This is a genomic window from Pleurocapsa minor HA4230-MV1, assembly GCA_019359095.1.
Lineage (GTDB): Bacteria > Cyanobacteriota > Cyanobacteriia > Cyanobacteriales > Xenococcaceae > Waterburya > Waterburya minor.
In genome coordinates this window covers 124551-149901 of the sequence record JAHHHZ010000029.1, presented here as the reverse complement: position 1 = coordinate 149901, position 25351 = coordinate 124551, and the positions used below count along the sequence as shown (strand labels likewise).

Annotated in this window: 30 protein-coding genes and 1 pseudogene; 12 read left to right on the top strand and 19 right to left on the bottom strand. The window is 39.4% G+C overall.

Annotated elements, in window-relative coordinates; all coding sequences use genetic code 11:
• Positions 1-407: 407 nt before the first annotated feature.
• From KME09_21365 to KME09_21355, 3 genes and pseudogenes are all read right to left on the bottom strand, one after another.
• Complete coding sequence (locus KME09_21365) at positions 408-680, bottom strand: acylphosphatase (GenBank protein MBW4536488.1); 273 nt, start codon at positions 678-680, stop codon at positions 408-410.
• A gap of 40 nt (positions 681-720) precedes the next feature.
• Complete coding sequence (locus tag KME09_21360) at positions 721-1374, bottom strand: NERD domain-containing protein (GenBank protein ID MBW4536487.1); 654 nt, start codon at positions 1372-1374, stop codon at positions 721-723.
• A 137-nt stretch (positions 1375-1511) separates the two neighbouring features.
• Positions 1512-1957, bottom strand: a pseudogene (locus KME09_21355) (Hsp20/alpha crystallin family protein).
• A gap of 73 nt (positions 1958-2030) precedes the next feature.
• Between KME09_21355 and KME09_21350 the strand changes: the two are divergent.
• A complete protein-coding gene (locus KME09_21350; protein ID MBW4536486.1) occupies positions 2031-2216 on the top strand; it encodes a hypothetical protein in 186 nt (61 codons plus the stop codon).
• A 293-nt stretch (positions 2217-2509) separates the two neighbouring features.
• Here the strand turns inward: KME09_21350 and KME09_21345 are convergent, their stop codons facing one another.
• From KME09_21345 to dndE, 6 genes are all read right to left on the bottom strand, one after another.
• Positions 2510-3439, bottom strand: coding sequence for a DUF1738 domain-containing protein (locus tag KME09_21345; GenBank protein MBW4536485.1), 930 nt, complete (start codon positions 3437-3439; stop codon positions 2510-2512).
• Between the two features lie 161 nt (positions 3440-3600).
• Positions 3601-3951: a type II toxin-antitoxin system PemK/MazF family toxin gene (locus tag KME09_21340; GenBank protein ID MBW4536484.1), complete on the bottom strand. Its 351-nt coding sequence runs from the start codon at positions 3949-3951 to the stop codon at positions 3601-3603.
• Positions 3935-4159, bottom strand: a complete 225-nt coding sequence (locus KME09_21335) for a hypothetical protein (protein MBW4536483.1) — start codon at positions 4157-4159, stop codon at positions 3935-3937. The genes KME09_21340 and KME09_21335 overlap by 17 nt, the downstream gene beginning before the upstream one ends.
• A 118-nt stretch (positions 4160-4277) precedes the next feature.
• Complete coding sequence (locus KME09_21330) at positions 4278-5258, bottom strand: PriCT-2 domain-containing protein (GenBank protein MBW4536482.1); 981 nt, start codon at positions 5256-5258, stop codon at positions 4278-4280.
• A 219-nt stretch (positions 5259-5477) separates the two neighbouring features.
• Complete coding sequence (locus tag KME09_21325; protein ID MBW4536481.1) at positions 5478-6125, bottom strand: hypothetical protein; 648 nt, start codon at positions 6123-6125, stop codon at positions 5478-5480.
• A 136-nt stretch (positions 6126-6261) separates the two neighbouring features.
• A complete protein-coding gene (dndE, locus tag KME09_21320; protein MBW4536480.1) occupies positions 6262-6864 on the bottom strand; it encodes a DNA sulfur modification protein DndE in 603 nt (200 codons plus the stop codon).
• A 203-nt stretch (positions 6865-7067) separates the two neighbouring features.
• Here dndE and KME09_21315 point away from each other — a divergent pair, with 203 nt between their 5' ends.
• Entirely contained in the window at positions 7068-7955 is an 888-nt protein-coding gene (locus KME09_21315) for a hypothetical protein (GenBank protein MBW4536479.1), read from the top strand.
• Here KME09_21315 and KME09_21310 read toward each other — a convergent pair.
• Together KME09_21310 and KME09_21305 are read right to left on the bottom strand one after the other, a co-directional pair.
• Positions 7952-8200: a hypothetical protein gene (locus KME09_21310; GenBank protein MBW4536478.1), complete on the bottom strand. Its 249-nt coding sequence runs from the start codon at positions 8198-8200 to the stop codon at positions 7952-7954. The two genes, KME09_21315 and KME09_21310, sit on opposite strands and share 4 nt — an antisense overlap.
• 168 nt (positions 8201-8368) lie before the next feature.
• Positions 8369-9838 carry a PLP-dependent aminotransferase family protein gene (locus tag KME09_21305; protein ID MBW4536477.1) on the bottom strand — a complete coding sequence of 490 codons (1470 nt, stop codon included), beginning with the start codon at positions 9836-9838 and terminating at the stop codon, positions 8369-8371.
• Positions 9839-9936: 98 nt separating this feature from the next.
• On the opposite strand from KME09_21305, the gene KME09_21300 reads away from it, so the two are divergent.
• The 3 genes from KME09_21300 (at position 9937) to KME09_21290 (ending at position 13350) form a co-directional block, all read left to right on the top strand.
• Positions 9937-11070: an MFS transporter gene (locus tag KME09_21300; GenBank protein MBW4536476.1), complete on the top strand. Its 1134-nt coding sequence runs from the start codon at positions 9937-9939 to the stop codon at positions 11068-11070.
• The gene (locus KME09_21295) at positions 11048-11665 is read left to right on the top strand and encodes an FMN-dependent NADH-azoreductase (protein ID MBW4536475.1); all 618 of its coding nucleotides are present in this window, start codon (positions 11048-11050) and stop codon (positions 11663-11665) included. The genes KME09_21300 and KME09_21295 overlap by 23 nt, the downstream gene beginning before the upstream one ends.
• Before the next feature lie 68 nt (positions 11666-11733).
• On the top strand, positions 11734-13350 hold the full coding sequence (locus KME09_21290) for an iron uptake porin (GenBank protein MBW4536474.1): 1617 nt from the start codon (positions 11734-11736) through the stop codon (positions 13348-13350).
• 282 nt (positions 13351-13632) lie between these two features.
• On the opposite strand, the gene KME09_21285 is transcribed toward KME09_21290, so the two are convergent.
• Both KME09_21285 and KME09_21280 read right to left on the bottom strand, forming a co-directional pair.
• Entirely contained in the window at positions 13633-14037 is a 405-nt protein-coding gene (locus KME09_21285) for a siphovirus Gp157 family protein (protein MBW4536473.1), read from the bottom strand.
• Positions 14024-14191, bottom strand: a complete 168-nt coding sequence (locus KME09_21280) for a hypothetical protein (protein ID MBW4536472.1) — start codon at positions 14189-14191, stop codon at positions 14024-14026. The genes KME09_21285 and KME09_21280 overlap by 14 nt, the downstream gene beginning before the upstream one ends.
• 246 nt (positions 14192-14437) lie before the next feature.
• Between KME09_21280 and KME09_21275 the strand changes: the two genes are divergently transcribed.
• Genes KME09_21275 through KME09_21260 form a run of 4 tightly spaced genes read left to right on the top strand, consistent with a single transcriptional unit; the run spans position 14438 to position 18171 of the window.
• Positions 14438-15106: a hypothetical protein gene (locus KME09_21275; GenBank protein MBW4536471.1), complete on the top strand. Its 669-nt coding sequence runs from the start codon at positions 14438-14440 to the stop codon at positions 15104-15106.
• A gap of 51 nt (positions 15107-15157) precedes the next feature.
• Positions 15158-15892 carry a hypothetical protein gene (locus KME09_21270; GenBank protein MBW4536470.1) on the top strand — a complete coding sequence of 245 codons (735 nt, stop codon included), beginning with the start codon at positions 15158-15160 and terminating at the stop codon, positions 15890-15892.
• Between the two features lie 3 nt (positions 15893-15895).
• Entirely contained in the window at positions 15896-16717 is an 822-nt protein-coding gene (locus tag KME09_21265) for a hypothetical protein (GenBank protein MBW4536469.1), read from the top strand.
• Positions 16718-16773: 56 nt separating this feature from the next.
• Positions 16774-18171, top strand: a complete 1398-nt coding sequence (locus tag KME09_21260; GenBank protein MBW4536468.1) for a hypothetical protein — start codon at positions 16774-16776, stop codon at positions 18169-18171.
• A 52-nt stretch (positions 18172-18223) separates the two neighbouring features.
• Here the strand turns inward: KME09_21260 and KME09_21255 are convergent, their stop codons facing one another.
• A complete protein-coding gene (locus tag KME09_21255; GenBank protein MBW4536467.1) occupies positions 18224-18985 on the bottom strand; it encodes a hypothetical protein in 762 nt (253 codons plus the stop codon).
• A gap of 204 nt (positions 18986-19189) precedes the next feature.
• On the opposite strand from KME09_21255, the gene KME09_21250 reads away from it, so the two are divergent.
• Entirely contained in the window at positions 19190-20797 is a 1608-nt protein-coding gene (locus tag KME09_21250) for an AAA family ATPase (GenBank protein ID MBW4536466.1), read from the top strand.
• A 13-nt stretch (positions 20798-20810) separates the two neighbouring features.
• Here KME09_21250 and KME09_21245 read toward each other — a convergent pair whose 3' ends face one another.
• The 4 genes from KME09_21245 to KME09_21230 all read right to left on the bottom strand — a co-directional run bounded on the left by KME09_21245 (position 20811) and on the right by KME09_21230 (position 22193).
• Positions 20811-21251: a DUF2442 domain-containing protein gene (locus KME09_21245; GenBank protein ID MBW4536465.1), complete on the bottom strand. Its 441-nt coding sequence runs from the start codon at positions 21249-21251 to the stop codon at positions 20811-20813.
• A complete protein-coding gene (locus tag KME09_21240; GenBank protein MBW4536464.1) occupies positions 21248-21499 on the bottom strand; it encodes a DUF4160 domain-containing protein in 252 nt (83 codons plus the stop codon). Before KME09_21240 ends, KME09_21245 begins: the two co-directional genes overlap by 4 nt.
• Positions 21500-21602: 103 nt before the next feature.
• Entirely contained in the window at positions 21603-21899 is a 297-nt protein-coding gene (locus tag KME09_21235; protein ID MBW4536463.1) for a nucleotidyltransferase domain-containing protein, read from the bottom strand.
• Positions 21900-21998: 99 nt separating this feature from the next.
• The gene (locus tag KME09_21230; protein MBW4536462.1) at positions 21999-22193 is read right to left on the bottom strand and encodes a ribbon-helix-helix domain-containing protein; all 195 of its coding nucleotides are present in this window, start codon (positions 22191-22193) and stop codon (positions 21999-22001) included.
• 133 nt (positions 22194-22326) lie between these two features.
• On the opposite strand from KME09_21230, the gene KME09_21225 reads away from it, so the two are divergent.
• On the top strand, positions 22327-22485 hold the full coding sequence (locus tag KME09_21225; protein ID MBW4536461.1) for a hypothetical protein: 159 nt from the start codon (positions 22327-22329) through the stop codon (positions 22483-22485).
• Between the two features lie 144 nt (positions 22486-22629).
• Positions 22630-23445, top strand: a complete 816-nt coding sequence (locus KME09_21220) for a hypothetical protein (GenBank protein ID MBW4536460.1) — start codon at positions 22630-22632, stop codon at positions 23443-23445.
• Between the two features lie 75 nt (positions 23446-23520).
• On the opposite strand, the gene KME09_21215 is transcribed toward KME09_21220, so the two are convergent.
• Positions 23521-25314, bottom strand: a complete 1794-nt coding sequence (locus KME09_21215) for a hypothetical protein (protein ID MBW4536459.1) — start codon at positions 25312-25314, stop codon at positions 23521-23523.
• Positions 25315-25351: the final 37 nt, after the last annotated feature.

The window sequence follows — 25351 nt, the reverse complement described above, 5'->3', positions numbered from 1 at the left end:
TCAACCTCTGCGACGCGAAGGACGCGAGCTTGCGAGCTAATCCTTTAGGACTAGTCCTTTAGGGTTTTATTAGATTGATGATTAAGAGGCTTGCAGCCTCTTCCTAAGATCTCAAATGGGTTCTATAGAACTGGGCGTTATGTAGCTTCAATTCAAAAGGATTAATAGAATCGCTGTCACAATGACTTCTTGGCGGTTCAAATAGGCTAGTTTGTTGCGGTGGTTCTGTATTTAACGTGCGTTGCTGATGCTCAAATATTCTAGATTTCCATTTCAGTAGAGCCTCGAAGCTCATTAACTCTTTCGGTTGCTCTACTCGGTAAGTTGGTCTGATGTTGAATAGATTTAGTTGTTCGCTCACGTTCTGTAATAGTTGACTGCCAAGGCTGCCAGGATATCACATTCTTCTAGTAGCGAATTTCAAAGCCTTTGAATTCTTCACCATTATCTATAAGTTCTACCTCCAGATTATTAACTACAGCTTCGGGTGAACCAGACCTAGCCCATTCTATGAGAGCATCAACAGCATCAACTTCTCCAACTGCCACAATTTCCACGTCTCTATTCCTCAAATTCCGCACATATCCACTAACACCCAATTGTCTGGCTTGAGCGCGTGTATATATTCTGTAACTTACACCTTGAACTTTACCTGAAGCGATCGCTTTAATTTTTTTCATAACTTATCCCAATTCTCAAAACTAATACATGAGGCGATCGCTATTTATCTAATCTTCTTAGCGCACGAATTAATGAGCGGTGAGTTAAAACATATACATTTTCAATCTTGTTGTCTATTGTCTTAATATTTAAATTGGCGTTGGTAAAACATAATATTGGAGTAACAAAACGCACTCGATAAATTTCTTTAAGTGTCGCTGCTTGACCTTTTACAGCTTTGAGAATGTCTTTATTGTTGCTGAAAGAATGCACTTTTCGACCGTAGCGCAGCATCAATTTTGTACCGTCGAAAAATATAGTTCCGCCGTTACCTTTAGTGTTTACTACAAAGCAATTACCTTTAGGAGAACGTATGAAGGCATCTGCATCTCCCCAATGTCTGAGGGAAATATTGTATTCAATTTGCCAACCTTCACGTTCTAGTTCTGAAAGAATTAAAGCAACAGATTTTTCAGCTTCCGCTCCTAAATTGGCTTTTTGCGATGCTAGCAAAAGTCTCTGTCCTTTTCGGATATAAACTATGCTCTTTACCCAACAGCCAATATTAATCAATATGGATATTCCCGTGATACCCGACATCAAATATGCTAACGCTGGAGCAATAAATAAGATTGTAGCAGCAGCAAACTTTTTGACTGATTGTTTTTTTCGTCGCTTTGCTAATTGTTGAATGGTATAGCCAGCGTTAACCATAAAAGAATAGTTCAATTAGTATCTTTAGAAAGAATACCTCATAAATCGCGATCGCCCTACAACAAAAAACCCAGTTACTTAAATAGTGACTGGGTGTAACTAATATTTATTTGACTGCGTTCATTATCTCTTCTAAACTATTCAGCGTCTTGTAGAAGATTTACTTTCACTACTTTATTTTTTTCTTCTTCAAACTTGGGTAGAGTCAAATTAAGAATACCGTCTTTGTAATCGGCGGTAACGTTAGTGTTTTGAATCCGTACTGGTAGAGGAATAACTCTAGAGAATTTGCCGTATCTAAATTCAGAGCGAGTTCTACCGTCTTTTTCAGTCTTGGTTTCAGATCTGCGTTCACCAGCGATCGGACGCGAAGCTAATCCTTTAGGGCTACACGGTCAGCCATAACTTGAACGTCTAGGTCTTTAGCTTCCATGCCAGGAAGTTCTAGTTTGAGATGTACTGCATCATCAGTTTCGGTGAGTTCAGCAGCAGGAACTTTAGATAGATTGCCAAAATCGCCCCAGTTTTCAGGAGTCAAAGTATCATCGAACAAGTGATTTAATTGGCGTTGTAAAGAATTCATTCTTTGGAACGATCGACTGTTTTTTGCACCCAGTCAAAATGTAAATAAATTTACGTTTTTGATTTGAATTATTATGTCTGATAAGAAAAATGCTACTGGTAAAAGCTCTACCGCCAAACCCAATACTAATGCTGAAGGTCAGATGGATATAGCTTCTGAATCAGTTTCTCCCGAAGCAATTAATGAAGAAGGTTTGGCAGCAGCTCGGGCTAAGGAGGCACCCAAAAACGAAGCTGCTACTAAAAGAGAGGAAGCATAGAGATACAAACAGCAATGTCTACGCGCTTGCTACGCGATCGCTATCTAAATCTTACATACCAAGTCATATTTACAAATGTTACGCATTTGTAATATATAACAAATTTGTTTTAAGTGACAAACTAGAAATAGTTTCAATAATGTTGTCATGTCCAAGATTCCCAACTGCGATCGCTGTACTCTTTATGCTCATAATCCCCACTTAGTCTGTGCAGTTCATCCTGATGGTGTAGATAGCGATCTAAATATTTAATTTACTATCTCTAGTTCATTTACTTACTTTTCGGTGCTATCTTAGCCCAGATCTATTTCTATTCCCCCTAGCTCTAATAGGTAATTAGCAGCTTTTTGAGCCTGATAGACCGCATTGAAAAATGCCTGAGCATCTAGATTTAATAGTGACCAGTAATGCTTAAGGTAAGAGGCATGGTTTTCTAGTTCGGTACTAGCCAAACCAAAGCGATTGCCCAGAAAAGAAGCACCCAGATCTGCAATCAATTCCTCCTGGTGATAAATAGGATCTGCCATGTCTCCGCAGATTGGTCGTCCTAATTCAGTTGCTGTACTATGAATTAATTCGTGGAGCAAAGTAGCCCAAAAACCATCTCTTGACTTGAATTGATGGCGGGGAGGCATAAAAATCTTTCCTGTTCGATATTCGTGATAGGCTAAATTTCCAGCATAAGTTATGTCTGCCTTCAAGCTGTCAACAAAAGTTTGGATCTCCACATCTAAAGCAGGATCTGCAACTTCTGCTAGTTGGGGTAAAAAATCTTTAATCTTAATCTCTGATTCACTATCATCAATACAATCAATATTAAATACCATCAACCACTTAAAAGCACGAATGAATTTCTCTTTTTCTTGAACTTGTCCTCGATCGTCTTTAACTTGCTCGGTAACGGTTATACCACCACCCCATCTAAGCCAGTTTGCTTTTGAGCCTTTCTTGATTGTCCAACCCTTATCATTGGACTGAGTCTTGCCAATATAGTAGGGGCTAGAGTGACTGTGGTATATACAGTCTATTGTGCAGAGGAGGGGATTAATTCCAGAATATGGCTTTTGACTTAGCAAATTCTGGTATCCAATACTATACCAAGGCTGATGCCAAGGAGTTACTCCTCGGTCGATCAGTTCTAACAATTTTTTAGTAACTGTGGCAAAATTCTTATGAATCTTGGTTTTAGCCTTTGCTCTATTCTTGCCTTTGCTCATCGTCATGATAATTAATCAAGTTATTCATCATGAGCTAATGAGGCGTTAGCCGATTGGCAATAGATGTTCTAGTGAAATAAATATATTGAGAATCAAGGTTACGATGATTAATCTGACGCGAAGCTTATCTAAAGATATACCCTTTGGGACACCCCAAGACCGTTTCGCTACAATTGAACAAAACCGCACTCGGCTAGAAGAGCTTTCTTTATTGCTGTCCAGTATCTGTCTTCTATAATGCCAATTCGATTGTTAAATCTGCCAATTGAAACCGACCTAATTTTACTCAAGTTAAGTCCTCTGTCTCGATCCAATCCGTTCTGAGATGTAGGCGAAATATTAACAATAAATGGATAGTTACCCAAGCTTAAAAAGGGAACTACTACAGTTGTATTGGCAAATTTATTACCAATATCATTTTGTAAAACTAGGCAAGGTCGTGTTTTTCTTGTTTCATCTCCCTCGGCTGGGTCTAAGCGAACGTACCAAATTTCACCTCTTCTAATCCTCAATACCATCTCCTACTGCGATTTCCCACAATCGATCGTCTTCTTGTATATCAGGATCGATTGATTGAGCTTTGTAACCTGCTTCCATGCTCGCAGTAAAATATCGCTTACGTTCCTGTTCGATTAATTTATTAATGTAAGCACTACGATTAGAAGTTTGGGAATCGAGAAATTCGCGATTGATATCGTTTACTGTGATGCTAATGTTTTTCGGCATATTATCAATTAATATTAACTTTTAATAATATAATATCATATGATTAATTGGTTCTGTACGTATGTTACGGATATGCGATCGCCTAAATCTCGCTCTAAAAAATATCTTCAGTATTGACTCAGCTAATCTTGGCGTAATAATATATAGTCCTAAAAGTAACCCCAGTACCGTTAAAACTTGACCAGCGGTACGCACACTCTCCAGGCTTATATTTACTTGAGTTGCGACTCCACTCTTCCCATACCCCAAGCAATCCCTCATCCCAATCCTTTAGAGCCATACCGACCCTAATCCAGTCATCGTAGATGTCTGCATAGAGAGGATTTATAGCACAGACCAACTCTTCTACAGTCTTATGCTTGTTTGACTGTATTTTTGGTTCTTGGGGTTGAATCTTTAGTTTAGGTCGCAGATACTCAACCCAAAGACTTGAAACAGTAGGAATTTTCATTTTGTCTGGAGAAACTAGCCAATGATATTCGCCCGTAATCGGGTGAACTGATGGAGGCAAGGTGGAAAGTAAATTTTTACCTCTAACTTCTAAACCATTACCGAGTTTAAAGCTTTTAATAGGTCGATCTACATAATACAAAAACTGCCCTCGCCCAGGTCTTCCAGAACTATAGCTGACTGTGGTAGGAAAATTCATTCCTTTGAATTGACTTAAAGCTTGACTCGAATCACAATCAATCGATACCAGATAGCGATCGCTTTTTTGGTATCCACAAAGCAAACTATAGCCATTGGGAACTGCTTGATACAATCCTTTCTTGCCACTGACCCAAACTTTGCCCTCTCTTAAGAGGGAACGGAAGAGAAATTGGGGAGAATAATAGTTTTGTTGCCATTTTTTACCCAGAGGTATTTTATTGATACAGGGTATGAGTTTCCAATAACTCGGTATTTTAAGTAGGCTTTGGATTAAACGCTCTTGCGAGCGATGAAGATTGCCTTGATATTCTGGGATTTTAATGTCAAGCGTTCCCTGCCTTAAAAAGGCAGGGCCTCCTAAAGGATACCGCTCCGCATATGCGCTTGACCGCCTTTCGCGGTCTAAATATTGAGGTAAAGCTTGTTGATTTTGAGGGGAACTAAACATTTATTATACTAAGGGTTGGTTAATTGTTTGGTTTCCTCAAGCGCAAGCTCCTTGATAGCGAAAATAGAAAGTTTGTGCGACAAAGTGCAGCCTGATTAAATTTCACAGACTGGCAAATCACTCCTCTACAGGCTATAAAAATTGATAATATTTTGGTTGTCACATAATTCTAGCTATTTATTAAACTAATTATAGCCAGAACTATTAATTATTAATTATTCACTCAAGAGTATGCCGTGCAACCACTTCATCGATAGAAGTTTCTGTTACCTTTTCTATGGCTACTTCAAGAAGATTGGTTGCAGCTTCAATCTGAGTTTTAAGCTGTAAGATTCGGTTTCGACGCTCGATGCCACATCTAGCGGTGATATTGCGATCGTCTGTGTCAGTAGACAAATGCAGCACTTTAACTTTTTGGTCTTTGACCTGGGGTGGAAAGAGAGGATCTTTACTGGTTAGCTTGTTGTACTGATAGTTAGCTCCTGGTCGTTTTACCAGATATCGATGGGCTTCTACCCCAATTGGCGCGACGTATCCAGTTGATAACTCGTTTAGTTCGGCTCGGCATCTTTCAATGGCACTGCTCAAGTTAGCTAGAGACGCATCTACACCTATAGTTTCAGTAGTTTGTGGACATCCACGACTATTTAGTAATCTGATTGCTGCCCAATTGGGCGTAATTCTGACTGCTTCTACAATCCGACGATTGTTTTGCATTCTCGCAATTTGCAGTTCTGCTCGTTCCCGTTCGGATAAACTGGTAATCGTGCCACAGGTTGCTGCATTAGGACAGTCTTCTGGCTCTAATCCAGGCTGCATCAGCATATCGGCACAGGAGAAGCCATAGGCGCATTTTTTTCGAGGCATGGTATGTATCTCTATTTCACTTATTCTAGCTATAAATTTTATTATTATAGCTAGAACTATGAGACAACCAAAATTTCAATTTATATTTGCAAAGAGCGTGCGATCGAAGAATCATCACTTTAACAGGTAGTACGCATTATTTTTTATTGTGTCTTATTTTTTTCCCCTTACGTACTTCGTCGCAGCTATTTATTTGCCAGACTAATTTTATGGGTTTGGCTTGAGCCAAGGTTTTTAGCTCTGGTCTAGGAATATCTATCGCAGCTATTTTAGTGGTAATTGATTCGACTGGAGAATTTGCGGTCTTTTCTGGTGATACCTTATTACTACCTAAAGTTAATTCGATAAATTCTTCAATTCCACTCGGTTTGATTCCTACCAAATAAGCAATTCCTCTAGCTAAATGAAGTTCAAACTGGCGTTTAATTGACTCTGAATTTAACGGTAATCCTTTTTGATAACAAAACTGTATGAGTGCGGCTGGAATAGCAACACCCGTATCCCCGATAAATGTCTCCCAGCTAATTTCCAAACCCGAATCAAACAGCAGTTTGACGGGGGAAGGGATAGAATCTTGACTTAGACTGTAACAAAATCCCCAACGACAAATGGCTGCATAAGTAGGAATTTTGGTTTTGGTTTTAAGAGCAATTATTTGATACCTGGTCTTTTCGCTGAATTTAAGGCGCTTAACAATTGGCTGCATTTTTTTGGATGAACTGCCTACATTATTTTGCATCCATAGCGCAAGCTAACTTTCTTCTGCCTAAAGTGAGAGGCGAAAGTTACTAACGGGCGAGCCAACATTTTTTGTAGTCAACAATAGCTAGAACGGTTATCGTACTTTAGTCTGACTTTAATCTAACCAAATCCTATAGTCGCAGACATGGCTCAGTAATTATCTTAAACATAAATATTAAACAATCGATTTTAACTGGAATTATGTCACTAGAAAATACGGCTATTGATGCTAAAACTAAACTAAAACAAGCTATTAAAGCTGGGAAGAGCGAATGTGCTTCCTTAGCAACTGTCATTAACCAGATTATTGACCAGGGTTTATGTGAATATCTAACCATTCCTGGGGACACTATATCCGATAAACTGCACAACCTAATCACTCTCCCCTATGGTCAAGGGGGACTAAATACGGAAATTCATGAGGTAGACGCTTTACTATCAATTTCGCCATCGACTCAAAGAAAGTTTAGGACTATCGTGCATCAGGCGAAGCAAGGTGCTAGAACAGACCTTAAACCCCAAGTAAAAGAAGATAAAGTTGATGCTGAAATATCTGCCGATAAACCCTCAAATCCATCAGGTAAAAAGGCTAAAAAGCCTAGTTATAGCCAATTAGCTACCGATAGATCTGCTACTCGTGCAGCAGAAGCCTTACCAGAAATAGATCGGTTGCTTGAGTCAGGTTTGGTAGCCAAAGATGTCGCAGCCAAGATCGGTCAGGTGGTCAAAAACCCTGAAAATCCTTCTTCAGAGGAGAAAAAGATTCTTGACAACCGCCAGAAAGTTAAAGAAGAACTAACTAAAATTTTGCCAGATCCTTTACCTGAAGATCCAAAAGAAAGAGACAAAATTAGAAAGCAGGTCAAAGAGGTAATTGAAAATACAACTGGAAAAAAAAGTAACCCCAGAGTCGTCCTATCTAGTAAACCTGAAGAAGCTGCAAAAACTATTGCTACAGCAGTCAAAGATATCAATTATCTCCACCAGTTAATCGTAGCAATCGAGTTTGAGATAGAAGACATGCAAAGTTCATCCCCATCGCAATCTTCAAGCCAAAAGAGCGATAATCGGGTATTAGCAGCAGCCTAATAAACTGCTATACCAATAGTCACAATAATTAAAATAATTCTAATTAACGCATTTTTATGAACTAGAGGGGAGTACATTAAAGACATTAATGCCAGTCCTAAACTCGATCCCATCACTACCTGCCTCTGGGTTACGAGAAATAGTAAAACTATGCCTCCTAATGCTAGTAGTCCAAATAAAATACACATAATCCAGTCGAACAGCAGGACTGGATCGTTGCTAATTTTACGACTGATTCTTTGCATATTTGTAATTATTTTGGTTTTAGAGACTGTTTGTAAAAAGAAAATAAAGAAGACGATTGAAGTCAAAATCTAATTATAAAAAGAAAAACGGTAAGCTCAGAGAAAGTTAAAGATGAACCGTAAATCTTATCCTTCAGATTTAAACGATTTAAAGTGGTCAAAAGTCTCTCATTGCCATAACTCCTGTATCTTAGCCAATCTGCGAATACCTTCTGTGAGCTGTGCCTCAGTCAGACTAGAATAGCCAAAGATAAACTCTTTTGTAGTCGTAGCCTGAAGATAATAAGGTTTGAGACTAATCATCCCAACACCAACCTCATTTGCAGATTTAATAATCTTCTCCTCACTAAGTTGGGTATGCAATTGCACAATTAGATGAATTCCCGCATTTTCTCCTAAAATAGTGGCTCGTTCACCTAAATATTCGTTAATAGCTTTAACTAAGACTTGACGACGCTGATTATAAAAACGACGTATCCTCCGAATATATCTTTCAAAATGTCCTTCTTTAATAAAATCCGTCAGAGCATATTGTTCCAACAAAGGGGTAAAGCGATCGCATAACCATCTTGCTTGACAGACAATAGGTACTAATGCAGGCGGAACTACTAGATAACCAATTCGGAGAGAAGGAAAGAGAATTTTAGAGAAGCTACCAAGATAAACTACTGAGTCATTACGATCTAAACTCTGTAGTGCAGGAATTGGACTTTGATCATAACGAAACTCGCTATCGTAGTCGTCTTCTAAAATTAGCGTACCAGTTTTCTGCGCCCATTCTAGTAGAGCCAATCTTCGAGATAAAGATAAAACCACTCCTGTCGGAAATTGATGGGAAGGTGTAACGTAAAGCAGTTTAAATTTTTGAGTGCATTTATTTAAAATATCTAGCTTCAAACCTTTATTATCCAGAGAAATCGGCTGAATTTTGGCTTTTTGTCCAAAAAAACATTGACGAACGCTAATATAACCAGGTTCTTCCACCGCAACCCAATTTCCAGGCTGAACGAATAAGCGTGTCATTAAGTCCAATCCTTGCTGAGAACCATTGATAATCAGAACTTGTTCTGCTTGGCAATAAACACCGCGAGAACGAGCCAAATAATCGGCGATCGCTTTTCTTAGAGGTAAATATCCCGCAGGATCGTAAGTGTAGTCAAATATTGCTGGCTGGTAGTGACAATGACGAGATAACAATTTACGCCAAATCTTAACGGGAAACTTTTCTGTCGCAGGATTACCATAGCGAAAGCTAATTTCGGCAACTGGTTCTAATGCTTCTGAACTATCTGCTTTAATTAAACTGCGTCCATAATCAGACAGAGAAGATAGAAGTTGAGAATCGTTCTGAGGCGAGCGCTCTTTTGCTTGGTTTGTTAACCAATGATCGGGAAGTTGAGAGCAGACATAAGTACCAGAACCTGGTTGAGTTTCTAAATATCCTTCACTGGTTAACTGATCATAACTTTGGGTAACAGTAATGCGAGATATTTCTAGTGACTCAGCCAAGGTACGAGAAGAAGGCAGTTTTTGCTCTTGTTTAAGCCTTCCTTGCAAGATAGCTTGGCGTATCTCTTCGGCAACCTGAGCGTACAAAGGAACGTTGGAATCGCGATCGAGGGTGATGACAAAATCCATATTGAATAAAAGTGGACTTATAAAAATGTCTAAAAGTGGCTATTGAGTAAAACCAATTTTATTTTTACGATAGCTGGATATTGCCTCAAAAAAACCAGATGAAAAGATCCGCATTAATTGTCAGCGCAGCGATTTTTCTAATAGCCCATTCCGCTAATTTACAAGTTCCTCTCTATGGAACTTATGCCCAATTGGCAGGCTATGGCAGTGGAGTTTCCACCGTTGCTTTTGCTACCTATATCGCAGGTTTATTACCAACTTTAATTCTACTCGGAGGAATCAGCGATCGCCTGGGACGTAAAAAGACAATCTTAGCAAGTTTGCTCTTAGCTACCTTAGCGACGTTTTTAGTAGTCCCTTATCCCAATATTTACGCCTTGTTTGTCACTCGTGTCTTACAAGGGATCGCGATTGGTTTAATTACGGGAACAGGAACGGCATATTTATCGGCTTTGATGCCCCAAAAATCTACTTCGGTTGCAGCGATAGTCAGTTTAACAACTGCTTTAGGTTTTTCTAGTGGTGCTTTGTTTACTGATACCGTTCTATTGTATCAAGACTCTTTAGTTCCAATTAGTTACTGGTTGATCTTTTGCTTACTTTTAGGCTGTATTGGTGTGAGTATTAAACTACCAGAACAACCTACTTCTCAAGATAAATTAATTCGCTTACCCAGCTTTCCCAAAGGTACAATCTCTGCGGGAATAGCGATCGCTCTAGCTTGGTCTTTAGCAGGAATTGTCGGCATCATTCTTCCAGAACAGTTAAAACAATACGGTCTGACTAATTGGTCGGGTGCAATGTTGTTTATTTTCGTGATTTCTGGTGTCTTAATTCAATCCTTCGCTCGTAAGTTAGAAGCAAAAAGATCGCTACAACTAGGCTCTATTTTGCTCGTTATTGGCTATCTTACCTTTACCTGCGGGGCTTGGCTCAATGTTTTGGCTTTAGTGATAGCAGGAGTGGCGATCGCTGGAACGGCTTGCTACGGATTCACATACTTGGGTGGATTAGCTCAAGTAGTAAAAATTAGCGGTTCACAATCAGCTAGGGTGACATCGGGTTATTTTGTCTGCGCTTATCTTGGCTATGGTTTACCCGTAATTTTAATTGGCTTTCTAGCTGAAAATTTGGGTACGATCGATACCTTATTTAGTTTTGGGGCAATTTTAACCATTAGCAATATTTTACTGATTCTTAATTATCAACGTGAAACATATTCTCCATCTTGATTCCAGTCCTAGAGGCGATCGCTCTTTGTCTCGCGCCTTAACCAGTGAATTTAATCTTACCTGGCAACAAACTTATCCTGAAGACAAAATTATTTATCGCGATTTAGGACACAATCCCATTCCCTTTATTGATGAATCGTGGATTGCAGCAGCTTTTTGTCCTGCCGAACAGCTAACACCAGAATTGAAGACAACAATAGAGATTTCTAACGAATTGATTGATGAATTTTTGGCTGCAAAAGTCTGTGTGTTTGGTATCCCGATGTATAACTACACTATTCCTGCTAACTTCAAAGCCTACATCGATCAGATTGTCAGGGTAGGACGCACCTTTGCCTTAACATCTAATGGTTATGAAGGTTTAGTCAAAGACCAGAAAAAAATCTTAGTTATTACAACTAGAGGCGGTAGTTACGTTAATCATCCTCTTGATTTTCAAGAACCATACTTACAGGCTATTTTTGAATTTATCGGCATTACAGATCTTACTTTTATACATGCCGAGAATCTAGCGATGGGAGATGAAGCCCGTCAGCAGTCTCTAGCGAAAGCCCGTCAGACGATACAGCAATTTATTGCAACATTCGCGCTCTAGCTAGAACGCTTTTATAACTCAAGCACAATCAATATAGCTGCGCGGCTTTTAGTCGTGTATGGAGTTTCATGTCTCAAAATAGAAAATTTTTAAGCTACATTTGTCTATCAATTTTAACTATCGGTGACATACCTGCTGTGAATGCTCAAACATTAGTAAGACCTAATTTAGCAACATCGAGCAATAATTTTAATGCTGCGGAAATTTTACCTATTCGATTTGCCATTATCGCCTCTGAAACTTCATATCCTTCGGTATCCAAACTAAAAGATGTTAGTTCTTCAGACTGGGCATATCAAGCAATTCAGCTTTTGATTGAACGTTATGGAATAATAACAGGCTACCCAGACGCTACCTTTAAAGGCACTCGCCCAATGACTCGTTATGAATTTGCAGCTGCATTAAATAAGGTGCTTCAGCAAGTTGAAAAATTAATAATACAAGAGAAAATATCAGTATCTAGTAATGATTTAGCAACCCTAAAAAGATTAAGACGGGAATTTGAAACCGAGTTGGCTACTGTTAAAAGCCGTGTTAATGAGTTAGAAAATCGGACGAATTTTTTAGAAGCCAATCAGTTCTCTACAACTACCAAACTAAACACCAGAGTTATCTTAGCAGCAACAGGAGGAGGATTTGAAGGCGATCGCATTATTGACGTAACTAGTGAAGAGATTACCACTGAAGACCCTAACGCAACCTTAATTTATCGAACTACTTTGGCTCTCAATACCAGTTTTGACGGTACTGATTCATTGGTAACTTGGCTAGAAATTGGTAGTAATGGAATTGATGATAATACAGGAGGATTATTAGAGCCTACATTTGGCAGTGTTTTAGATTACTCGGCAAAACCACCAGTAGAAGAGTTTGGCATTTCTCGTCTTTACTATACTTTTTCTCCGTCTGATAAGCTCAATTTAACCTTTGGTTCGACTCTTGCCCTAACTGATTACATAGATACCAATAGTTATATAAATCCTAGCTTTTTAAACTTTTCTACCTTGGCATTAGTGCAAAATTACCTTCTTTTCCCCGTTCAAGGTTTGGGTACGGGGGCTGCGGTTGAGTGGAATCCAGTTAAAAGTATTAAAGTAAAAGCTGCCTATGTAGCTGCATCAGCGAAAGAACCTAATTCAGATGATTCGTCTTTCACTCCAGGTATTTTTCCTATCGGGTATATTCTTTATCCTGATGGAGAGAGCGAGGGGGGATTATTTGGCGATCCCTATCAAGGTGCAGTTGAATTAGAATTTACTCCAGTGGAAACTTTTACTATGCGTTTTCAGTATACTGCTGGGGATATATTAGGCGAACGGTTTGATGTTTTTGGAGCAAACTTTGAGCTAGATATTTCAGAGCGAATTGCTGTATTTGGACGCTACGGTTACGGCAGCTATAACAACACAGACTTTGGAAATATCAACCCTAGTTACTGGATGGCGGGAATCGCCTTTCCCGATTTATTTATGCTTGGTGCAATCAGCGGTATTGCCATCGGTCAGCCTTTTATTGCTGGGGAACTTGGTAACGCCACTCAGACTAATATAGAAGCATTTTACAACTTGCCAATTACTGATCATATCCGCATCACGCCCCTAGTACAGGCAGTTACTAATTCAGCTAATCAGGACAACAACGGCACAATTTTTTCTGGTACTCTGCGGACGGTTTTTTCTTTTTAGGGTAGTTCTAAACTTTTTTTCTTTATCTTTTACAACTTAATCTACCTTTGAATAGTCTTCTTTATTTTCTTTTTACAAACAGTCTCTTATTATTACTATCGATTTTATATGTGTATTCACTAAAATTTGTATCGATCCTGATAAGATCGAAGTCTATAGCATACAGATTCGAGTAATTTAAGCCGTTTTCAGATACCAGACATCGCTGAATATAGACATAAAGCTAAGAGCTACAGACGGCAACGCTTTCATCTTATTTTCAAGCTTAATAATTAACACCTATCACTTAATACTCAGCCTATTACCTCGCTCTACTAACCTTGCCCACGACAAGGAATTATTTGCCTTTAAATAATTGGCGATCGCTTCTTTATTCACCTTCTTGACAACTTTAGTTTCTATAAACTCTTCAGGAATCAGATCGAGATCGTGAACTTCGTCATAGTCAATTTCAATCGGCTGTTTACCTCCTTTAGCCACAACGCTTATTTTATGGGTGTCAGTCTCTACTTTCTTGACTCCACTTATTTCTAGTCGGAACAGAACCATCGCGATTAGTCTTTTTGCCAAGTTGGTTCTCGATTTTTTGAGGGTTTGTAGTCTAGCGATTTCCGAGTCCAAATAATTTATCTGATTGAGAAATTGAATGTAGTTGATAAAGCGGTCAACTCTTTTACCGTAACTGATTTCGGTCTTCTCCTTCTCTTCTTAAAATTATTTGGGTAATTTGGTTGTCAATTTCCAGGTCTTGACTAGAACCAGACTGTTCTTCTGTTGCCAAGAGCGCGCTTAATTGGTCTAACTCTTCTCCCGTTTCTAACTCTGGAAGATTTAAAAGCATAATTTATTAAATTCATCGTTAAATTGCAGTTTTATAACGTCGTCAGACGTAATTAAATTGAGCTTAAAAACACTCGAATAAGATAGAAAATGCCCGAGCAAGTTAAGTTGCGGTAAAACTTTGCCAAAGATGTGAAGTAATTGCAAACCATCCCCTTTTCAAGTCAAGCCCCCTGTAGCCATTGCCCATACTACAGTACACAATGTAATTACAATACAAACCGCACACAAATAACCTTAATTGGTAATGTCTAAAATCTTACTTTTACTGCATCAAGACAAAATTATTGCCCAAGGTCTACAAGCTTTCTTAACTAGTACTAGTAACTATGAAGTTCGCCTAGTCAACAACTATTTTCAATGTTTAGAATCAGCTAATTTTTTGCAAAAGCTAGGGTTAGCTTTCGTCATTATAGTCGAAGGTCAGTTATTAGACACTATTAAATGCGGTCAACTAACTCAATTAGACCAAGCAAGGTTAATCCTTTGCGATCGCCCTACTCAGCAAAATTCCTTATTGCTGGCTCTTAACTGCAATAGTTCCTACATTAGCTTGGAGCATAACGACCCCCAAAACCTGATCTTAGTTATCAGCTGTGCCTTAATCGGTGGTGTTTTCATCTGTCCTCAAGCTAAGAAAAAACTCAACAATTGTGTATTCCAATCAAAACTAGAACAACGTCAAGCCGTAGAAAGTTTAGCACCCATTGACAGAAAAATCCTAGCTTTAGCAGCTCAGGGTCATAACTACTCAAGCATTGGCGAACAAATAAACTACAGCGCTTTAAACATTGGTTACCGCTTAAAAAACATTGTTCAAAAACTAAACTTGCAAACCAAGCAAGAAGCGATCGCCTTGGCTACTAGCATTGGCTTAAGTTTTAACTCATCTGAGTCTGAGTTACAAGAAGCATAAGCTTTTTAGCTTTCATTAAATACCTTTATTCAAATAACCTGAATCAAAATCATGAACACAATTCACTTCGTAACTGGTAATCGCGGCAATATTGGCAAAAGTTTTTTTAGTATTCTCATGGGCTATATGTACAACTGTAACAATAGACCTTTTACCCTATTTGACACCGACCCTCACAAAAGCGATGTTGCTGCTATTTATCCAGGTATAACTGATGTCACTTTTGATGCCTGTAATGAAATTATGGTCAATTACAGTACTGAGGCGATTAAAGTTGACCGCATTTATGAAGCAGCTTTAAAACAGGATGTCATTGTCAATATGCCTTCTGATAGACACAGAGAATTGATATTCTGGCTCAAGCAAAATGGTCTAGATCAAACCGAATTTTTAATTGAGAACAATATTCAAATCTATTTCTGGTACTTATCTAATGGAGATAACATCAGTCTTCAGCTATTAAAAACATTGGTTACAGACTACCCCGTCTTCAACACAGTCCTAGTCAAAAACCAAGGTATCGACCACCAATGGAAAGAAGAACCCACTGGAGACATCGCTAAAATACTCAAAAAACTACCCTCTTTTGAACTAAGCGTCATGCCTAGAGGAGAGCGAGACAACACTTTTACTCTAGGAAAGTCCTACGAAGCCTACATTAACGCTTCTGAAACTAGCAAACTTTCCAAAAATCGCTTGCAAACTTATTTGAATCAGCAGTCTGCCAAATTTGTGCAAATATTTTCTTTTGCTAACTATACCCCATCTCAAGCTGATGCAGCCTAAGTCATGGACAGTAATAAGCTTCCATCTCCACCTCCATCCATGCCTGCTCCCCCTACACCTATTCCCGTGTCTGCACCCATACCGACTGCTTCATTATCCATAGTTGAGCAATTAGCTCAAATCACTGATAAGCAAGAGGTGATGTCCTTACTCAAATTTAAGGAAGAGCAACAGCTGGATAAAAATGACCCTCTTTGGGCATTTCTTTTAGAGTTCAAAACTATTGAAAATTCTGTTAACAAACAGGAGGAAATTCTCAATCTATTAATCAGTGGTTTTAGCGCTCAGTTTAATCAACAAATTGAAGCCAACCAACAGAGGATTGATACCAGTTTTCGCACCTATGCCCGAGACTTAATCAATCAGCACAACAGCTTAACCAATAATCTTAAAACTGTAGAAGAAGCCAGCCTCAATCTCGTTCAAACCAAAGTAGCCTCTTCTGTGAGCAACTTGGTAAAACACGCTGCCCATACTAAAGCAGTAAGTGACTGGAAAACTATGAGTCGTCTTGGCATCTACATTTTTATCCCCATGATCTTAGCTGGAATTGGCGGCTGGTTTGGTCGCAGCTATGTTGATTATCGTTATAGTAACTCGGGTCTAAGTAATGCCGACACTGCCCTACTTCATTGGGCTAAATCTGATGAAGGCAAACTAGCCCAAAACCTGACTAAGTGGAATACCAGCGGCCTCAGCAAACAAGGTAAGACTCGAATCTGTGAACAAGAAGCTGCCAATTTAAATATAACCCTCAAGCTAGAGGGAAAAGCAGTCAATCGAGGATGGTGCGTGTTGTGGATGCTACCTGCCGAGCAGAGATAAGTAATCATCAGCCAAATAAAAAAAGCTCTATTTAATAAATTTTAATTATAAAAACAATGAATCTTTTACACAAAATATTATGGATTGGCGCGGGAATATGCGTTGGTAATGGGATAGCTTTAATCATAAACACTACCACAAACAAGGCGAATGCTGCGACTTACGATACTTCAAACATGACAATTCCAACTGTTACCTATGACATGGTAGATGAAGGAGGGCAGTCCAACGGGGTTCTAAAAGCACCTGACTTTAGTTCAATCACCTTTCGTCACTTAGGCAGCTTTAGTGAGTCTGGTTATATTTCTAATGAATATGACTCTTATGTTGGTTACGCTTTAGGTCGTCAGTGGCGCTCTGGAGATTTAGTTACTGATATTCTTAAGCTAGGAGACTTAGAAGAAAGCTTCGGAGTGGGTAAACTGACCCTATCTCAGATAATGGCAAAATCTGGTCGAGATCCCAATTCTGTAACCCTGGAGCAAATTGGACTGATCGACAATCAGACCGTCGGTAGTTTTCTTAGAGCCAACCCTCAACTACTAGACGATCCCATCAAAACCATACCTCCTTTGGCGGATCTAGTTTCATATATATACGGTTACCAAAGTTCAACCCTACTTGAATATCCTGCCCAAGTTCTAGTTGCAGGAAAAGAAAATCAATCTAGCGAAATCAGTCTCACTAAAGCAGTTAAACAGCTGCCTAAAAAATCTTCTAACCCTGCTTTGCTATCTGGGATCGAAACCACCGATACAAAAAAACCTCAAATAGATGTCACTGAAATTGAGATGGGAAATTTAGACCTCAATGAATACACTTTGGGAGATGTAGAAGGCATTGGCGATCGCTTTGTTGAAGAATACGAAGGTTGGAAAGACGAATACTTAAGTGATATTGAAGGTTTAGCAGATATTTCCTTTGACAATTTTCCTAACCCTATTGCTACGACTTTAGCCTTTATCTCCCGCGTAGACTTTATTTGGAGTGATGCTCATGGGGCAATAAAACCAGGTCAAAGCGTATCAGGTAGTAACATAGCTGGCTATGCCGTCCCTTGTGACCGAGAATGCGCCCACATCGAACTTGACGATCTTGAAAATTCTGGTCGAGACAGACGCTGGATCTCTGAAGGTCGTAGATGGATGCTAGGGAAAGACCCCGTTAATGCCAATATCTGTCCCGATGCACCTTGGGGTGTAGATGGAGGAGAAGGAGTATTAGGTGAATTAAACTGTGGTAAAGAACCAACTGGTCGTAATCCTTTTGGTCCTGCTTTTAAAGTTGCTCTTTGGGGCGTTGATGAAACCACGGATACAGCCGAAACAGCTATTTTCTTTCGGTTCTGTTATCGTGGCGTTCCCGATCTTGGCTGTACGCCCTACTTTATTGGTCCGATTCCTTTTTTGCCAGCCAATCGAGAAAGCTGGATCATTCTTGGACCAGGGGTATGAGAAGGACTACATAGACTGAAGAATCTATCTAGTCCTTCTCTCTGTGTGTTAATTAACCTCCGTATGTTGGCATTGCCCCCATTACAGCTTGTGCTGTTTGTTGGGGTTGGGCATAGGAAGTGACCTGTTGAGGTACGAATCCTACAGGCTGTTGCTGAGGTACAAATCCCGCTGCTGCTGCCGCTTTAGATTGCGCTCCGCCGTCAAAAGGGTTGGCATAGGTACTACCATTGCCATTCCCGTTACTACGGCTAACGCCACCACTGTTTTGTCTCACATTTTGAGACATCCAGTTATGCTCTAAGATATATTCTTTGATCGGAGCATGGGGTTCTGAACCATTAACCAAATCAGGCAATAGGCTCGGTGCAATAGCCTTCATTACACAACACAGTTGCAATTCACTAACCTTAAGTTTTCCGACAGAGCCAAAGGTCTGCTCGAAACTGGTTTGAGCCTGTTCGTAATCAGGAGTCTTGGGACTTTCTCCTCTTTGAGAAGAGATTTGATTAACATATATTGTCTTAAACAGATCCCGTGCGCCAAAGAACAAGCTTTTAGCGATGGTGGCTTGGTCACTTAACTGTAAGCCTAATGTTTGACAAGCATTGCCATACATCTGATTGATGACTTGGGCGTCTTGAGGATTCAAGTCTGCGCCGTAGAAATTTATGCCAGCTTGAGACTGCTGAACTTGTTGAGGCTGTTGAACCTGCTGGGGTACATAAGCCTGTTGAGCTGCATAATTTTGCTGGGGTTGTTGCATCTGCTGAGGCATAGGTGCAGGTGCGCCTTGAGGCTGTACATAATTCATAAAAAGTACTCCTTAGATGTTTTTTTTCAATTGAACTAAACGTTAGTCGAACTAAATTAGAGGACTCTCTAATTCATTCACCTACCCAAGCCCGATAGGGCTATCTTTCTCAATCGATCAAATCTTTAGAAAAAAACTAAGCAAGTAGCTAAGAATCCGCACAAATTGGGCAATATAAGCCCATATAGACCTAATATCTAAACTATGTTGGAACAGTTTGATTTTAACCAAAGTTCGCCGATTACAACTATTCAGCTTTATCCAAGTGACTATGAACTAGCCTTAAAGCAACTGCTTGTTATTTATGGCGATCGCCATAGTGATAAACCAGTTTTTTATTGGAATAATGGTTATCGCAACCTAGTTAAGTTAAGTCTAGAAACCCATCACCTCAGATATAGTTCAACTACTAGCCCTGAAACTTGTGACAATCCTTTGCTATTAATTCAAGAAAAGAAGCTGTCAGCAGGATTGTACATTTTTGATAATCTTTTAGACTTCGATCTCCTCTCTCTCGAAGATAAGTCTATTCGAGAATCACAAATTTATAACTGTGCCAATCGTCTAGTACACCAGCCTGAAATTAGCATCATTTTATTAGGGGAATGGATACAGCTTAGTCCCAAGCTTCGTCTTAAGCTCAATCAAATCCAATTAGGTTTACCCAATAGTCAAGAAATCGCCCAAACATTAGAAGCAGAAATAAAACAAAAACCACCAGTAAAGCTTATCTCTGCCTGTCAAGGGCTATCTTGGGGCGATATCTACTACGAGTTAGCTCAATCTACGTATCAAACAGAATCAATTATTCCCATACCCTTAGAACCATTGGCAGAGAAGTTTTTAAGTCTTAAAGAAAAAATTCTCAACAATAGCCAACTCAAGCTAGAGTACTTTAGCAAGATAGAAATTCCTCGTATTGGCGGAAACGATTTGCTCAACAAGTTTCTATTTGAGAAATTAATCAAACTAAACGAACCAAATGCCAATCGATATGGACTTAAGCCTCCCAAAGCCATGTTGTTTTTGGGACCACCAGGAACGGGTAAAAGTTTGACTGCCAAGATGACCGCCAAAGCCCTTGGTTATACCCTTATGGGTATGAGTTTTGGTGACATTCTTGGTTCAGACAACCCCGATCGCATCGTCTCTTTACTCCTTGAACTAGCCCAGAGTATGGGTAAGGTGATCCTCTTCCTCGATGACTGGGATAAAGGTTTGGGTAATTGGGAATCGGGTGGTGCAGCCCGCCGTATTGTGCAAAAATTCCTTACCTGGATGCAGGAACACACCTCATCCGTAATCACCATCGCCACCGTTAATCGCATCGAACTATTACCCGCCGAGCTAGTCCGTCGTTTTGATGACGGAGGAATTTGGATGCTTGACCTGCCCAATCGAGGTGCAATCTATGACATCTTTAACATTTATTTAGCCAAATGTTTTCCCAATCAATTCTCAAGTTCTAATCCCGAATCAGTTAGCGATACCCCTTGGGATATGGAGCAATGGAATGAATTAATCGACGAATCTACTGAATGTACCCCCGTTGAAATAGCGGACGTGGTTCAAACCTGTCTGGTGGACTGGTATTGCGCCTTAGACGAAGTGGATAGAGCAAGTTTATCGTCAATTCCCACGATCGACTTTGAGTATTTATTAACCAAAGTCATGCAGATTAACAAAGCTTCAGTACGGGCATCCGAGTCAATTCAGGCAATGCGGAATAATGCTTGGTTTGCCAAACCTGCTTCTAGTCCAGATTCGAGTCCCTTTAAGCTACCAGATGAAGTCCTACTCGGTGGAGGTTAAAATATCTTAGTAATCAGTTTATTAGTTTTTTAAGCTTACTTGGCCTGCCACCTTTTTTTCCATTAATCCTTGAAGCAGCTTGTTTTTTTTCTGATTTGGAACGACCACCTTTTGCTGCAATTTCTTTCATCCAAGCTTTTGTACCAAATACTCCTTGTACTAACTCATTTACCCCAAAGTCAAGATCGGCATTTGACCACGTTATACCCCATCCTGCGGGTGTAAGCTCAACCTGGGCTATCTCATCGTCTGTCAGGTTGCATACTCCTTGAAGCAAGGAAACTGGGCATTCAAATGTACAGTCATTATCAAAATGAATGATGATTTTTCTTGACTGCTTATTATAATGTACTTCACAAGCAGAGGGTTCAGATATACTATGCTCTGCCGAATGAGCCATTGCAGCATCTATCTGCTTGTCAATTTCCTGCTGTGTAATTGGTGTTGTCATCATTCTAAATCTCCATGAATAGACTGCCACTTTTGCAGTAATTTTGACTGATATTGGTTAACTATTTTCAAAGCTTTAGAAACTTCTTTTCGATTCATACCTTGAAATTTGAGAAGAACGGGGACACCACCTTGATTGTTCAATTCGATTACACATTCTCCGTTATCTTTAAAAACGTGTACGTGATTTGGTGGATGATCGTTAAACCAGATCTTTACGATATATCCGTCTACTCTTAAAACTTCAGGCATTTATAATAGTTTAAACCTAAGTGAGTTAGGTTTAAACTATTATAAATCATTGTCTACACAGAAGAGTAAAGGATTTCTTTTTTGTGACATTCTTACTCTTCCTTTACAAGCTGTCTAAAGAGATAGCCTCACGCAACACTTCATCTCGTATTACCGAATGAAGTACAGTGCTTTGAGCAACGTCAACTTCACAACCAAGAAGCTCTTTTAGCCCACGGGTAAAGGCAATTAAATCAAGGAGTGATTGTTCTGGCGAGACATCAATCAGAAAATCCACATCGCTTTCATGTGTATTATCTTCCCTTACCGTAGAACCAAACACCCTGATATTGGGAGCATAGTAACGTTCAGCAAGAGTGAGAATTTGAGAACGATAGGTTTTTAATTGTTCTTTATTCATTGAAAACCGAGATATTTTTGCTCAGCAATAAAGGTTATCTGTATGGAGGTGTGTATTTATTTTGACTTCCAATAAAACTGTAGAGACTGAAAGTTTAATTTACACAGAAATAAGTCCATCTTTTTCTAGCTTCTCAGCGATCGCTTTTCTAATATATTCACTGCGATTCGGTAAAGAACGAACAATAGCATCAATTTCAGGAGGAAGTTTGACGCTGACTGGCGTTTGCTTATGGGTTACCCCTAATCCTTTCCCCTGGAATAAATAATCTTTTTTCTGGTCTGTGTTTTCCATAAACAACGAGTATACGCGATATCACGTGCTATTATTATGACAGAGAGTTAGGGTCGGCAAAACTTATTCTCTCTGTCTAATACTCAAAGCCAAACAAGGCTTTGTCATCGTCAACAACTTAAAAGTTTAAACAATGAACTTAATATCAAGTATACATGATGGTTCAATTGATGTAGTAGCTTTTGAAACCACTAAAGAGCAAACATTTAAGCGTGGCGAAGTCCTAGAGGACTTATCGCAAAAAACCGAAAAGTTTTCTAGACAATATAGCAAAAGATTTTTGTCTCCATAAATCAAGTTTTTAAGTTACCCAGGTAACTTGAAACCTGGGTATAACCTTCTATCTCTTCATAACCAATAATCATGACAACTATTAAGTTTCTGCTGTCACCCGTGAAGGCAGTAAAGTTAGAGGTGAGTTTAGGAGACAAAAACTATGCCTAAACTGATTAAATTAAAATCCAGCTTAGATCTAACTCATGATGAATCCCGCGATCGCCTCGCATTAGAAAGAAAAGTGGAACGGGCTTTTTATGTAGCAGGGGTAGCCTTAGCCCAATTAAGAGATCGCCGGTTATATCGTTCAACTCACAGTAGTTTTGAAGAATATTGTCAGGACAGATTTGGCTATACTCGTCGCCGAGGCGACTATTTAATAGGTTCATCACAAGTAGTTGATAATTTAAAACAAGAACCACAAAACAATTCAGAACCAAATCAAAACCGAGAACCATTGGTTCTCATTTTGCCTACTTCAGAACGTCAATGTAGACCTTTGATTAACCTAGAACCAAGCTTACAAAGACAAGCTTGGAAAAAAGCTGTAGAATTAGCAGGACACAGAATTCCATCAGGAAAAGTTGTCTCTCAAGCTGTGTCCGAGTTTAAAAATCAAGAACCAAAAGCTCAATATAAAATTGGACAAAAGATTAAAATTCAATCCAATCATTCTTTATTTGGTGGTAGTTCTGGCACAATAAAACAAATACCCAACCATACAGAGGTGATTGTGAAATTGGATAATGGTCAAACCGAGTCAATCAGTAACGAATACATACAACTAGAATTAGATTCAAGTATTCAAGAACTACCAAGCCCTGGCATAGCTTACAAAGCGGGAATTGGTTTGGAGTACAACGTCAGGCTATCTCAGGAGACATGGGACAAGCTTAATTCTTATGCAGTCAATGAAGGAACAGCTAGTTTGGATGGGGCGATCGCCAGACTGTTAGATTTGGTAGGTCGAAGCTAGATTCTTTGTATAGTAATACTACCTCAAACATTTTTCTCTTTATACACGCGATTGCGGCAAGAATTTTGATTTCCATCAACTCCAATACCTACCTACCTTGATATCAACCACTACTGGTATTGGAGCCAAAATATCCCGCCCTGCTTCAATCATAACCCTTTCCAAAACCTGAGCTACGCGATCGCTTGAATCCTTTCTCGCTTCAATTACTAACTGATCGTAGGCAGTCAAAACCAGGTGAGCATCCAGTCCTTGTCCAACTGATTCTATATACCAGCTAGATATTGCCCGCTTTAGAATGTCAGCACAATCAGCCTGAATCGGATAGTTGATAATCTGGCTAAGCTTCGGGCTTTTACTCGACCAAATATTAACTCTGCCCAAACTCGATTGAGCCTGCTGTTGACCCTGTTGCCACCGACGGCGACATGAGGAGTGATACAGGGCAATTTCAGGATAGAGAGAGAAAAACATTTCCCGCAGCTCTTTTGCACGTTCCCAGCTCAAGTAGACACTGAACTTTTTGGCGGCATTGAGGCGAAACTTTTCTGCACCCATGCCATAGATTAAGCCTAAATTCAAAATCTTACCGAGTTTACGCTGTTCTGGCTTCAGCTCTTCTATCTTACAATCATAGATGTAAGAACCGGTTAGAGCATGAATATCCTGTCCCTGCCCAAATGCCTCAATCAAAGTAGGTACGTTCATTCTTTTGGCAGCTAGCCTCAACTCAATTTGAGAGTAGTCAGCATCGACTAGAATATTGCCATCAGTAGCACCAAAGCACTTTCTCAACTTAGGTATTTTAGGTATGTTACTCAAATTTGGCTCATGACAGCTAGTTCTACCTGTCCTCGTACCAATCTGCCACCAATTGCCTCTAAGTCGATTGTCCTCTTGAAGATGTTCATCAAAACCTTTTAAGAAAGTATTGATAATAGTATTGAGACTGCGATACTTAATTACGGGCGCAATAATGGGATACTCCTTGACCCATTCAATCAGTACATTACTATTGGTAGACTTTAGATTCACTCCATACTCTTGGAGTACAGTTAATAGTTGTTTAGAAGAAACAATATTAAATTCTTTGCCTAATTCCTGGTAAATTTCTTCTCCTAAACTATCTCGCTGTTTTTCATAGTCTTGGCGCACTTTGTACCAGCGATTGCGATCGAGGAAAATTCCCCGACTCTGCATCTTAATTATCGGCAGCAGGCAAGAGTACTCCAAAATGGCTATGCCAGATAAATTAGCCTTGTCTAACTGTTGTTGAAGGCTAGTTAAAATCTCAACTAATATTCCCGCATCATTGGCAGCATATTGGAGTTGAGTACTAGTTAGTTTTCCTGTCCAGTCTGAATTTTGCTCAGTCTTATCTAATTTGACATTGAGTAAGCATCCAGCCGTAAACTGCAAACTGGCTTGTCTAGTCGCCCCTGCTTTTAATACTTCAATGCCCAACATGGTACACATCAAAGGACCATTAACCTCAATTCCTTCCGCTTCTAGCATCAAGACATCAAACTTGATGTGATGTCCTACCTTAAGCATTTTAGTATTAGCCATTAATCTTTTGAGGCTACTCCTATCCTCGATCTTAGGCAATTTAATAATTAGCACTGGTACATCGGGGCTATAGGCTATCTGAATAGTCTTAACCATGCAAGGAGCAGGAGTCAGCCCTTTTGTTTCAGTGTCTAAAGTAATAAAACAGCTTTCGACTTGAATTCTTTCGACCCAGCGATCGAGGTCACAATCGCGATCGACTATTACATAGTCAAAATTCACTTCTTTTTCGTAAGCCAGTCTATCAAGCAAAGCCTTGCTTTGTTTTTTTGTATAAAAACTCAATCTTTGGTTGGGCATTTATTTTAAATTAGTATGTATTAGCTAAAAGCCACTT

Excerpts from the sequence above, each read along its gene's own strand:
- KME09_21250 (MBW4536466.1), top strand. The coding sequence starts at position 19,190 with ATGTTGGAACAGTTTGATTTTAACCAAAGTTCGCCGATTACAACTATT.
- KME09_21230 (MBW4536462.1), bottom strand. The coding sequence starts at position 22,193 with ATGGAAAACACAGACCAGAAAAAAGATTATTTATTCCAGGGGAAAGGA.
- KME09_21265 (MBW4536469.1), top strand. The coding sequence starts at position 15,896 with ATGGACAGTAATAAGCTTCCATCTCCACCTCCATCCATGCCTGCTCCC.
- KME09_21305 (MBW4536477.1), bottom strand. The coding sequence starts at position 9,838 with ATGGATTTTGTCATCACCCTCGATCGCGATTCCAACGTTCCTTTGTAC.
- KME09_21270 (MBW4536470.1), top strand. The coding sequence starts at position 15,158 with ATGAACACAATTCACTTCGTAACTGGTAATCGCGGCAATATTGGCAAA.
- KME09_21255 (MBW4536467.1), bottom strand. The coding sequence starts at position 18,985 with ATGAATTATGTACAGCCTCAAGGCGCACCTGCACCTATGCCTCAGCAG.
- KME09_21350 (MBW4536486.1), top strand. The coding sequence starts at position 2,031 with ATGTCTGATAAGAAAAATGCTACTGGTAAAAGCTCTACCGCCAAACCC.
- KME09_21325 (MBW4536481.1), bottom strand. The coding sequence starts at position 6,125 with ATGCCTCGAAAAAAATGCGCCTATGGCTTCTCCTGTGCCGATATGCTG.
- KME09_21365 (MBW4536488.1), bottom strand. The coding sequence starts at position 680 with ATGAAAAAAATTAAAGCGATCGCTTCAGGTAAAGTTCAAGGTGTAAGT.
- KME09_21360 (MBW4536487.1), bottom strand. The coding sequence starts at position 1,374 with ATGGTTAACGCTGGCTATACCATTCAACAATTAGCAAAGCGACGAAAA.
- KME09_21345 (MBW4536485.1), bottom strand. The coding sequence starts at position 3,439 with ATGACGATGAGCAAAGGCAAGAATAGAGCAAAGGCTAAAACCAAGATT.
- KME09_21335 (MBW4536483.1), bottom strand. The coding sequence starts at position 4,159 with ATGCCGAAAAACATTAGCATCACAGTAAACGATATCAATCGCGAATTT.
- KME09_21220 (MBW4536460.1), top strand. The coding sequence starts at position 22,630 with ATGCCTAAACTGATTAAATTAAAATCCAGCTTAGATCTAACTCATGAT.
- KME09_21340 (MBW4536484.1), bottom strand. The coding sequence starts at position 3,951 with ATGGTATTGAGGATTAGAAGAGGTGAAATTTGGTACGTTCGCTTAGAC.
- KME09_21280 (MBW4536472.1), bottom strand. The coding sequence starts at position 14,191 with ATGCTTTTAAATCTTCCAGAGTTAGAAACGGGAGAAGAGTTAGACCAA.
- dndE (MBW4536480.1), bottom strand. The coding sequence starts at position 6,864 with ATGCAAAATAATGTAGGCAGTTCATCCAAAAAAATGCAGCCAATTGTT.
- KME09_21330 (MBW4536482.1), bottom strand. The coding sequence starts at position 5,258 with ATGTTTAGTTCCCCTCAAAATCAACAAGCTTTACCTCAATATTTAGAC.
- KME09_21300 (MBW4536476.1), top strand. The coding sequence starts at position 9,937 with ATGAAAAGATCCGCATTAATTGTCAGCGCAGCGATTTTTCTAATAGCC.
- KME09_21275 (MBW4536471.1), top strand. The coding sequence starts at position 14,438 with ATGTCTAAAATCTTACTTTTACTGCATCAAGACAAAATTATTGCCCAA.
- KME09_21240 (MBW4536464.1), bottom strand. The coding sequence starts at position 21,499 with ATGCCTGAAGTTTTAAGAGTAGACGGATATATCGTAAAGATCTGGTTT.
- KME09_21315 (MBW4536479.1), top strand. The coding sequence starts at position 7,068 with ATGTCACTAGAAAATACGGCTATTGATGCTAAAACTAAACTAAAACAA.
- KME09_21245 (MBW4536465.1), bottom strand. The coding sequence starts at position 21,251 with ATGATGACAACACCAATTACACAGCAGGAAATTGACAAGCAGATAGAT.
- KME09_21310 (MBW4536478.1), bottom strand. The coding sequence starts at position 8,200 with ATGCAAAGAATCAGTCGTAAAATTAGCAACGATCCAGTCCTGCTGTTC.
- KME09_21260 (MBW4536468.1), top strand. The coding sequence starts at position 16,774 with ATGAATCTTTTACACAAAATATTATGGATTGGCGCGGGAATATGCGTT.
- KME09_21215 (MBW4536459.1), bottom strand. The coding sequence starts at position 25,314 with ATGCCCAACCAAAGATTGAGTTTTTATACAAAAAAACAAAGCAAGGCT.
- KME09_21290 (MBW4536474.1), top strand. The coding sequence starts at position 11,734 with ATGTCTCAAAATAGAAAATTTTTAAGCTACATTTGTCTATCAATTTTA.
- KME09_21225 (MBW4536461.1), top strand. The coding sequence starts at position 22,327 with ATGAACTTAATATCAAGTATACATGATGGTTCAATTGATGTAGTAGCT.
- KME09_21235 (MBW4536463.1), bottom strand. The coding sequence starts at position 21,899 with ATGAATAAAGAACAATTAAAAACCTATCGTTCTCAAATTCTCACTCTT.